The organism is Acetobacter estunensis, assembly GCF_019083805.1.
Lineage (GTDB): Bacteria > Pseudomonadota > Alphaproteobacteria > Acetobacterales > Acetobacteraceae > Acetobacter > Acetobacter estunensis_A.
In genome coordinates, this window is record NZ_JAHRDV010000020.1 from 26221 (window position 1) to 34673 (window position 8453).

At 60.8% G+C, this 8453-nt stretch carries 7 protein-coding genes and 1 pseudogene; 1 reads left to right on the plus strand and 7 read right to left on the minus strand.

The genetic code is table 11. The features are described from left to right. Nucleotides 1–2: 2 nt before the first annotated feature. Genes uraH through KUA11_RS15750 form a run of 6 tightly spaced genes read right to left on the minus strand, consistent with a single transcriptional unit; the run spans nt 3 to nt 5937 of the window. On the minus strand, nt 3–356 hold the full coding sequence (gene uraH / locus KUA11_RS15725) for a hydroxyisourate hydrolase (RefSeq protein ID WP_217411844.1): 354 nt from the start codon (nt 354–356) through the stop codon (nt 3–5). Beyond that, the gene (gene uraD / locus KUA11_RS15730) at nt 353–880 is read right to left on the minus strand and encodes a 2-oxo-4-hydroxy-4-carboxy-5-ureidoimidazoline decarboxylase (protein WP_217411846.1); all 528 of its coding nucleotides are present in this window, start codon (nt 878–880) and stop codon (nt 353–355) included. Before uraD ends, uraH begins: the two co-directional genes overlap by 4 nt. Then, nucleotides 877–1791 carry an allantoinase PuuE gene (puuE, locus tag KUA11_RS15735; RefSeq protein ID WP_217411848.1) on the minus strand — a complete coding sequence of 305 codons (915 nt, stop codon included), beginning with the start codon at nt 1789–1791 and terminating at the stop codon, nt 877–879. Before puuE ends, uraD begins: the two co-directional genes overlap by 4 nt. Further along, nucleotides 1788–3050, minus strand: coding sequence for a pyridoxal-phosphate-dependent aminotransferase family protein (locus KUA11_RS15740; RefSeq protein ID WP_217411850.1), 1263 nt, complete (start codon nt 3048–3050; stop codon nt 1788–1790). Before KUA11_RS15740 ends, puuE begins: the two co-directional genes overlap by 4 nt. Next, nucleotides 3047–4348: an allantoate amidohydrolase gene (locus tag KUA11_RS15745; protein WP_217411852.1), complete on the minus strand. Its 1302-nt coding sequence runs from the start codon at nt 4346–4348 to the stop codon at nt 3047–3049. The genes KUA11_RS15740 and KUA11_RS15745 overlap by 4 nt, the downstream gene beginning before the upstream one ends. Continuing rightward, nucleotides 4342–5937 carry a gamma-glutamyltransferase family protein gene (locus tag KUA11_RS15750; RefSeq protein WP_217411854.1) on the minus strand — a complete coding sequence of 532 codons (1596 nt, stop codon included), beginning with the start codon at nt 5935–5937 and terminating at the stop codon, nt 4342–4344. Before KUA11_RS15750 ends, KUA11_RS15745 begins: the two co-directional genes overlap by 7 nt. 395 nt (nt 5938–6332) lie before the next feature. On the opposite strand from KUA11_RS15750, the gene KUA11_RS15755 reads away from it, so the two are divergent. After that, on the plus strand, nt 6333–7745 hold the full coding sequence (locus KUA11_RS15755; protein WP_217411856.1) for a SidA/IucD/PvdA family monooxygenase: 1413 nt from the start codon (nt 6333–6335) through the stop codon (nt 7743–7745). Nucleotides 7746–8185: 440 nt separating this feature from the next. Here KUA11_RS15755 and KUA11_RS15765 read toward each other — a convergent pair. Then, nucleotides 8186–8453: pseudogene (locus KUA11_RS15765) on the minus strand (IS3 family transposase); the annotation flags it as partial.

Consider the following 8453-nt stretch of genomic DNA (forward strand, 5'->3'; position numbering starts at 1 on the left):
CTTCAACTGCCTCGATAGGTGGAATAACCGAAGGGCGAGACGAGAAGCGGCACATGATAATGTCCGCGCGCGTTCCCGGATGTAGGATCGGCAAGACCGAAAACGATGGGCACGGTGTCGAGAAAAGGCGGCTCAGTGAGCGTGACGCTGTGGCGGCGGAAATAGGGGGCGACAGCGAATTCCAGCCGGTAGTTCCCGGCTTCCAGTTCTCCCAATTGGGCCATCTCCGGGCAACGGCCGTCTTCATTCGTTACGCCCGCAAACAGCACGGTCTCGCCCCGCCAGAGCGTGACGGACATGCCGGCGGCAGGAAGGCCAGAGACCTGATCCAGCACATGGGTCGAAAGCGTGCTCATGCGTTTTCTTCCATTTCCTTGAGAACATCCTTGCAGCGCAGAGCGGCAATCTTGTCAATTTCGGCCAGCGCCGTGCGGCGTTCCTCATCGGGTGTGTTGCGGATGCGGCGTTCCATCTCGGCAAGGATGCGATCTTTTTCGCTCAGCCGCACGCAGATGATGAACGGCATGGAAAATCGGGCACCATAGGCATCATTCAGCACCGTGAAACGTGCGTGTTCGGCGGGTGAAAGACGGTTCAGCCCGGCGGAGGCCTGTTCCTGTTGGGAAGCCTCCGTCAGACTGGCATCCACCCCCACGCGGCGCGCCAGTTCCGGATGGGCGCGGATGAGCGACATCTGCCTGTCCAGCGGCGCGTCACGCACCACGCTCTGGAACGCAGTCAGCAGTTCAGCTTCGTCACGGAAGGGATGTTGTTCCCAAGCTTTCTGCGCAATCCACGGTGAATGTTCATAGAGCGCACCGAACAGTTTTGTGAAAGCGGATTCATCCAGTGCATTGAGCCTGTTCCATACGTCACTCATGCGGGGTGCACTTTCAGCCAATGTCGGGCGATATCCAGACGGGTGGCAACCCACACGTTCTCCCGTGACATGACATAGTCGAGAAACCGGGCTACGGCCCGCGCGCGCGCCGGTCGTCCGGCAACGCGGCAATGCAGCCCCACCGACATCATGCGCGGCTGTGTTTCGCCCTCGTCCCAAAGCTGATCGAATGTGTCACGAAGGTAGCGGTAGAACTGCTCACCTTCCGTAAAGCCGTTGAGAGCCACGATCTTCATGTCGTTCACGTCCAGCGTGTAGGGCACGATCAGTTGGGCGCGGCCTGTCACGTTTTCCCATGTGCGGTCATAATAGGGCAGGTCATCGGCGTATGAGTCTGCGTCGTAGAGGAAGCCCCCTTCTTCCGCGACAAGACGCGCCGTGTTCGGGCTGGTGCGGCCCTGATACCACCCGAGCGGACGGCTTCCGGTAAGCTTCGTCTGAAGTGCAATGGCGCGGGCGATGTGCTCGCGCTCCACATCTTCCGGTACATCCTGATAATCGATCCACCGGAGACCATGACTGGCGATTTCCCATCCAGCTTTCATCATGGCGTCAACGGCGAGCGGGTTGCGGGCCATGGCCTCGGCCACACCGAACACGGTCAACGGCAGATCGCGTTGTGTGAACAGCCGGTGCAGCCGCCAGAACCCGGCGCGCGAGCCGTATTCGTAAAGGCTCTCCATCGCCATGGCGCGAGCACCGGGAATGGAGCGTGCGCCGACCATTTCCGAGAGGAAGGCTTCGGAGCCGGCGTCCCCATGCAGGATGCTATTTTCACCGCCTTCCTCGTAATTGATGACGAACTGCACGGCCACGCGCGCGTCATTCGGCCATTTCGGATCGGGCGGGGTGGGGCCGTAGCCCACCATGTCGCGGGGATAGGGACTCATGCACGGTCGTTCCTCAATGCGGCGGGCAGAGCGTGGTTCCAGGCCATGAGCGCCGCATCCACGCCCGCACCGCGAGGCACGGCAAAGCCTTCCGCCGCCAGCGTGCTTTCGAGCGCCCCAAGCGTGAGCAGGACTTTGTGCTTCATGGCGTTGTAACCCATGGCGCCGATACGCCAGATCTTGCCAGCCAGCGGTCCGAACGCCTTGCCGATTTCGATCTCGAAATCCTCACGCATTCTGTGGCGTATGGTCTCTCCATTCACACCATCGGGAATCCATACGCCCGTCACGTTGGTCATGCGGTGCGCATCGTCACCGAACACTCGCAGGCCCAGCGCACGCAGTCCCGCTGTCATGGCGGCGCCTGCCGCACGATGACGGGCAAAGCGGTTTTCCAGACCTTCCTCGATCATCACGCGGGCACATTCGCGCGCGCCATAGAGCATGGTGGTGGCTTCGGTGTGATGATTCAGGCGGCGTTCGGACCAGTATTCCATGATCATCGCCAGATCGAAGTAATTGGAGCCGATACGCGCGCCATAGCCATCGTCGGCGTCTGCACCACGGATGCCTTTTTCCACATGGCGACGGGCGAAAATGTGCTCAGCCGCGCGGTCGGAAATGGTGATGGGGGAGGAGCCCGGAGGGCCGCCCATGCATTTCTGAAGACCCGCCGTCACCACATCCAGCCCCCAGCCGTCCACATCCACGGCCATGCCGCCCAGTGTGGCAGTCGCGTCCACATAGGACAGCACGTCATACCTGCGACAGATTGCGCCAAGATTCTCCAGAGGCTGTGTCATGGTGGTGGAGGTGTCACCGTGGATGCAGGCCAGCACACGGGGTTGATGCTCGCGGATCGCCGCCTCAATCGCTTCAGGCGTTGCGACCTCGCCCCATGTCAGATCGAGCGTGCGGATGTCGGCTCCGATGCGCTCGGCAATTTCCGAGAGCAACAGTCCGAACCGGCCCGCACGGATGAGCAGCACACGCATGCCCGGTTCGATGAGCGACACCAGAGCGGCCTCGATGCCCGCCCGCGCCGTGCCGTCGATCAGGAATGTCCAACGGTTCTCGGTCATGAACACCTGACGGTAGAGCGCCATGGTCTGGTTCATGTAGGTCGTCATTTCCGGATCGAACTGCCCCAGCATGTCCGCGCTCATGGCGCGCAGCACGCGAGGGTAGACGTTCACCGGACCTGGTCCCATCAGCAGACGCTGGGGCGGGTCGATTTCTCCGAATGCGGGCACGGTCATGCCGGGTTTCTCCTTTGCGAAAGCTCTGGATTTCCAGCGAACAGCCGGACGAAGGTAATGAGTGCCTCAATGGCTTCATCCACATCCGCAGGCATGACGGCTTCAGCCGGGTTGTGGCTGATCCCTTTTTCGCAGCGGATGAACAGCATGACCATCGGTGCCAGCTGCGCCATGATCATGGCGTCATGTCCGGCGCCGCTGACTAACACGCGGGCGGATTGTCCCGTGATCTGTGCCACGGCCTGTTTCATCAGGCCGAGCAATCGGGAATCACAAGGTGTGGCAGCCAGATTTTCACGGGGGATGAGATCGAGTTCGATGCCGCGGCGTGCGGCGATGCCTTCCATCGCCGTGATGATCGCCGCCACTGCGTCATCCCGCCGCTTCTCGGTGCCGGCCCGCACATCCAGCGTGAACGTGACGTCACCGGGCACCACGTTGACCACCCCCGGCCATGGCCGCAGTGAACCGACCGTGGCCACCAGTCCTTCCGCGCCCTGTGCTTCGGATGCGACGCGCTCTACCGCCAGCACCATCTCGGAGGCGGCGGCCAGCGCATCCCGGCGCAGGCTCATCGCCATGGTGCCCGCATGACCGGCCTGTCCATGCAGGCGGATTTCAAAACGTCGTTGTGCTGCAATACCGCTGACGACACCCAGAGCACGATTTTCGGCCTCCAGCACGGGGCCTTGTTCGATATGCGCTTCGACGTAAGCCAGAACGTCCTCGCGGCGACGGCGCGCCGTTATCATGCCGCGAGGCGTCAGCCCCTTCCCGGCGAGAGCCTGCTGCACGTTTATGCCGTTTGCATCACGCAGTTCCGCGAATGCGGTATTCGGATCGTGTTCTTCCAGCACGCCCGCAACGGCGCGAGTGGTGAGCATGGTGACGGGAAAGCGCGAGCCTTCCTCATCCCCAAAGCCGATGATCTCGATGGCGAACGGAAAACGCTCTCCTCGCGCCTGAAAGTCTGCCACCACTTCGATGGCCGCGATCACGCCCAGCATACCGTCATAACGACCGCCATCGCGCACTGAGTCCAGATGGGAGCCGAACAGCAGGGCTGGGGCATCAGGTGTCGTGCCTTCGTAACGCCCGATCAGGTTGGCGGCGGCGTCCTCTCGCACGCTCATCCCGGCTTCGCGCATCCACTGTGCGACGGCCTCGACGGTCGCGACAAAGGCAGGGCCGAGCCAAGGGCGATACAGCAGCCCCGTTTCATCGCTGAAAGGGAGGCCGCCCAGTTGGTCGCATCGCGCGATGGCGCGCTCTCCGGGCGAAAGGGTGCGGCTTACCATGCAGCCACGCCACCGTCGCTGCGTGGATCGGTCGCGCCCTCGATCACGCCGTCCGGGTGGCGCACCAAGGCGCCCGCATGTCCCATCATGGAGGTAAAGGGCGCGACCCGTTCAATGGCATGTCCCGCAGCACCGAGGGCTGCGATCAGATCCGGGTCGAAGCGGTCCTCGTATTTCAGGGTCACGCTCTCTTCGCCCCATGTGCGCCCCAGCAGCCAGCGTGGAGCCGTGACGGCGGCCTGAAGACCCATGCCGTAGCGGGCGTAACGGGAGAAGATGGCCGCCTGTGTCTGCGGTTGGCCTTCGCCGCCCATGGTGCCGTACACCATCACGCGGCCATCATCGAAGCGGGTGGCGGCGGGATTGAGCGTGTGGAACGGCTTGCGCCCCGGCTTGAGCGCGTTCCATCCGTCTTCCGCCAGCAGGAAGCTCGCCCCTCGGTTCTGCCATGTGATGCCGGTCTGTGGGAGCACCACGCCTGAGCCGAACTCGAAATAGGTGCTCTGGATCATGCTCACGGCCAGCCCCGTGCTGTCCACGGCCCCCATCCACACCGTGTCGCCCTGCTGGGAAGGATACGGCCATGGCGCGGCACGATGTGGGTCGATGGCCGCCGCCATGGCGTCCAGAGCGGCCGTGTCGTCGAGGATGTGCTGAGCTTCCACTGTCATCCATGCCGGGTCTCCCACATGGGTGTCACGATAACGGAAAGCCTGTTTTGTGGCCTCGATCAGTCCGTGAATATGCTCGAAACTCTCGCCTTTGTCGGCTTTCAGCCGGTCGAACAGAGCAAGGATGAGCAGCGATGCCACGCCCTGCGTGGGAGGCGCCATGTTGTAGAGTGTCGCGCCACGGATCGGCACCGACAGTGGCGGGCAGGATTGTGCCCGATGGGCGGCAAGGTCATCCGCCGTGAGAGGACTGCCGGCTTCGCGCAGATCGGCGGCGATGCGGCGCGCGATTCCGCCCTCATAGAACGTATCCAGCCCGAAAGTGGCCAGCGCCTGAAGTGTTTCGGCCAGCGCAGGGTTGCGCAGGATATCGCCTGTCGCCAGAGGGCATCCGGCTGGCTCGAAGACGTCCGCATAGCCGGGCGCGGCTCTCAGTTCAGCGGATTTCAGGCGGGCAAGTTCGGCCCAACTGTCTGTGACCGGCACACCTGCTTCCGCGTGATGGATCGGTTCGGCCAGCAGGCGTTTCAGGGGCAACGTGTGATCGCGCATCGTGGCGTTGCGTTCCAGCGCAAGCGCCCAGCCCGACACGGTGCCAGCCACGGTGTTGGCGGCCAGTGGCCCGCGCCACGGGATGCTCTCGCACCCAGCGCTGCGATAGAACGCCAGATCGGCCCTTTCGGCGGCGGCTCCGCAAGCGTCGATGGTCTCTGTGCGGCCATCGGGCCAACAGATCAGCCAGAAGGCATCTCCCCCGATGGAGGTCATCTGTGGATAGACCACGGCCAGCGTGGCGGCTGTGGTGACGACGGCCTCGATGGCGGAACCGCCTGCGCGCAGGATGTCGAGGCCGGCCTGTGAAGCGAGGTGGTGCGGGGCAGTGACCATTCCGCGAAGTGAACGCGCCGTGTGCAGCATGAGGCGTGCGTCTTTCTTGTTTCTCTCGGCTGAGTCTCACTCTTCGGGATATTGGGGAAACCTGCAAGTTCGGGATATGCCAGCGCATACGTCATGGTGGAAAGGAGGACTTCGCCTCCGGGTGTGCCATGATCTGGATGCCGTCTCACTCAGAATGCTGCGATCATTCATGCGTCGGAGGAAACATGGTTCAATCCACGTCCTCTGGCGCTCAGGAAGCAAAAATATCTTACTCACAGGCGTGCTCTCTATCGAGAGGCCGATGAGTCCCGGATCGCTGTTCAGGACAATCGTTCAAGAGATCGTGAGTGTGGGAGATATACAAGAATGGTCCGGGTGTGAAACATTGAAGCATGTTTCTGCTGGTGCGACGTATCCAAGGTTGATGAACAGGCATGGAAGATATCGACAGACGTGTTCGCGAAGACCTCGCGAAAATCAGCTACGCCACGCGCGACTGGAATTTTCCGCGTGAACATGACGGTCAGCGCGTGCTGGATGTCGCTGTCATCGGGGCAGGACAGGGGGGGATCGCCACCTGTTTCGGTTTGATGCGTCGGGGCATTTCAAATGTGTGCATGTTCGATCGCGCGCCCAAAGGCGGTGAGGGACCGTGGATCACATTTGCCCGCATGTTGACGCTGCGCACGCCCAAATACGTGACAGGACCGGATCTCGGCATTCCTTCCCTGACGCCTCAGTCATGGTTCGAAGCGAAATATGGCGCGCAGGCGTGGCGTGATCTGGACAAGATTTCCCGGCAGGACTGGCAGGCCTATCTGGACTGGGTACGTGACGTGCTTAATTTGCCTGTGCGTAATGAGTACAATCTTCTCGATCTGGACTGGCAGGACGATCTGGTCGTGCTGACCTTCCGTTGCGCGGCAGGAGAAGAGAAAAAGGTGCGAGCACGTAAGGTCGTGCTGGCCACCGGCATCGAAGGGGGTGGAAAGTGGTACGTCCCTGAATTTATTTCGGAAAACTTGCCCGCCAATCGATATGCCCATACGTCTGCGACCATCGATTTCGCGGCTCTCAAGAACAAACGGATCGGTGTCCTGGGAGCGGGCGCTTCAGCGTTCGACAATGCGGCCACGGCTCTGGAAGCGGGGGCTGCCCGCGTGGATCTCTGCCTTCGCCGTAAGGAGATTCCCTCCGTCAATCCCTATCGCTGGATGGAGAATGGGGGATTCCTAAGTTATTTCTCGGAACTTCCGGATCCTGTGCGCTGGCGGTTCATGCGCCGGATATACGATCTCAATCAGCCGCCTCCTCAGGATACGTTCTGGCGCTGTCGGCGTCATGAAAACTTTGCCTTTCATGTCGGGACGCCATGGACAGGCGTGCGGATGGAAGGGAATGAGGTTGTCGTCACCACCCCGAAAGGGGAGATGCGGTTCGATTTCCTGATCGTCGGCACCGGTTTTCTGATCGACATGGCCCAGCGTCCTGAACTGGCGCGGCTCGCACCGCATGTGGCGCTATGGCGGGAGAAATTCACGCCCCCCATGGATGAGGAAAGCACGCTGCTGGGCAGCTATCCTTATCTGGGCGCAAAATTTCAGTTCCGGCCCAAGGACAGCGCCGATCCGCTCGCTCCCATGTTGGCGGCGATCCACAATTTCACCTTTTCCGCCACGCCCAGCATGGGCCTTTCAGGTGCTTCCATCAGTGCCATGCGTTTCGGGGTCGAGAAACTGACCTTTGGCATTGGGTGCGATCTGTTCGTTGAAGACGGTGAGAGACACTTGCAGAGTCTGCTCGATTACAACGTGGAGGAGCTTATTAGCCTCGATCCTCCGGGTTGATACATTTCAGTTCTCAAATTGGAGGCGGTGATCATTCTGAGCTTTTTTCAGCCGTTAGATTTCACCGTCGTTTTCTGCGGAGGCTGTTTCAGTAGTGCGTTTCGTTAGTTAAGTTCGAGAGTTGCGGAGGCGAGTTGCGCTGCTACGAAGAAGGTTGATTCAGTTAATCATGGCGTGTTGCGATGTCTCTGATCTGCTTCAGTTTGGCGAAGAACCATTCAAGGATGTTTCGCTTTTTATAAAGCGAGAACAGGATTTTCGGGAGAATGCGTCGGTTTCTCTTTGAGGGGACGATCGGTGTGATCTGCCGTTCTCCAAGCTTTTCAATGTGCGGATCGGCGTCATAAATCTTGTCGGCGATAAAGACCTCGGGGTCGACTAGAGATGGGCCCGTCCATTCGGACAGTTTTGTGAGCTTGATAAGCTATACCCGTTTATCGTTATGCCGCCATTCTGACGGTGCTGCTGTTGGCCATCTGGTCCGGGGTTAACCCCGGACCAGATGGCGTCGGCACGTCATGATACGCCTCATTAGGCATGCGTCCAGCCAGCGCCACCCTGCCCATCCATGTCGATGCGAACCTGACGTCGTTTCAGGATTTCAGTGAACCGGAGCGTCGGGAATTGTGCTTCCTGGTCCGTATTGAAAATCTCCGGGGTGCTGTAGCGCACCCACGCATCCCAGAACACCTCGACACAGAACTCCGT

What these genes read in the sequence shown, in the direction of transcription:
- KUA11_RS15740 (WP_217411850.1), bottom strand. Translation starts at nt 3,050, where the DNA reads ATGACCGTGCCCGCATTCGGAGAAATCGACCCGCCCCAGCGTCTGCTG.
- uraD (WP_217411846.1), bottom strand. Translation starts at nt 880, where the DNA reads ATGAGTGACGTATGGAACAGGCTCAATGCACTGGATGAATCCGCTTTC.
- puuE (WP_217411848.1), bottom strand. Translation starts at nt 1,791, where the DNA reads ATGAGTCCCTATCCCCGCGACATGGTGGGCTACGGCCCCACCCCGCCC.
- KUA11_RS15755 (WP_217411856.1), top strand. Translation starts at nt 6,333, where the DNA reads ATGGAAGATATCGACAGACGTGTTCGCGAAGACCTCGCGAAAATCAGC.
- KUA11_RS15750 (WP_217411854.1), bottom strand. Translation starts at nt 5,937, where the DNA reads ATGCTGCACACGGCGCGTTCACTTCGCGGAATGGTCACTGCCCCGCAC.
- uraH (WP_217411844.1), bottom strand. Translation starts at nt 356, where the DNA reads ATGAGCACGCTTTCGACCCATGTGCTGGATCAGGTCTCTGGCCTTCCT.
- KUA11_RS15745 (WP_217411852.1), bottom strand. Translation starts at nt 4,348, where the DNA reads ATGGTAAGCCGCACCCTTTCGCCCGGAGAGCGCGCCATCGCGCGATGC.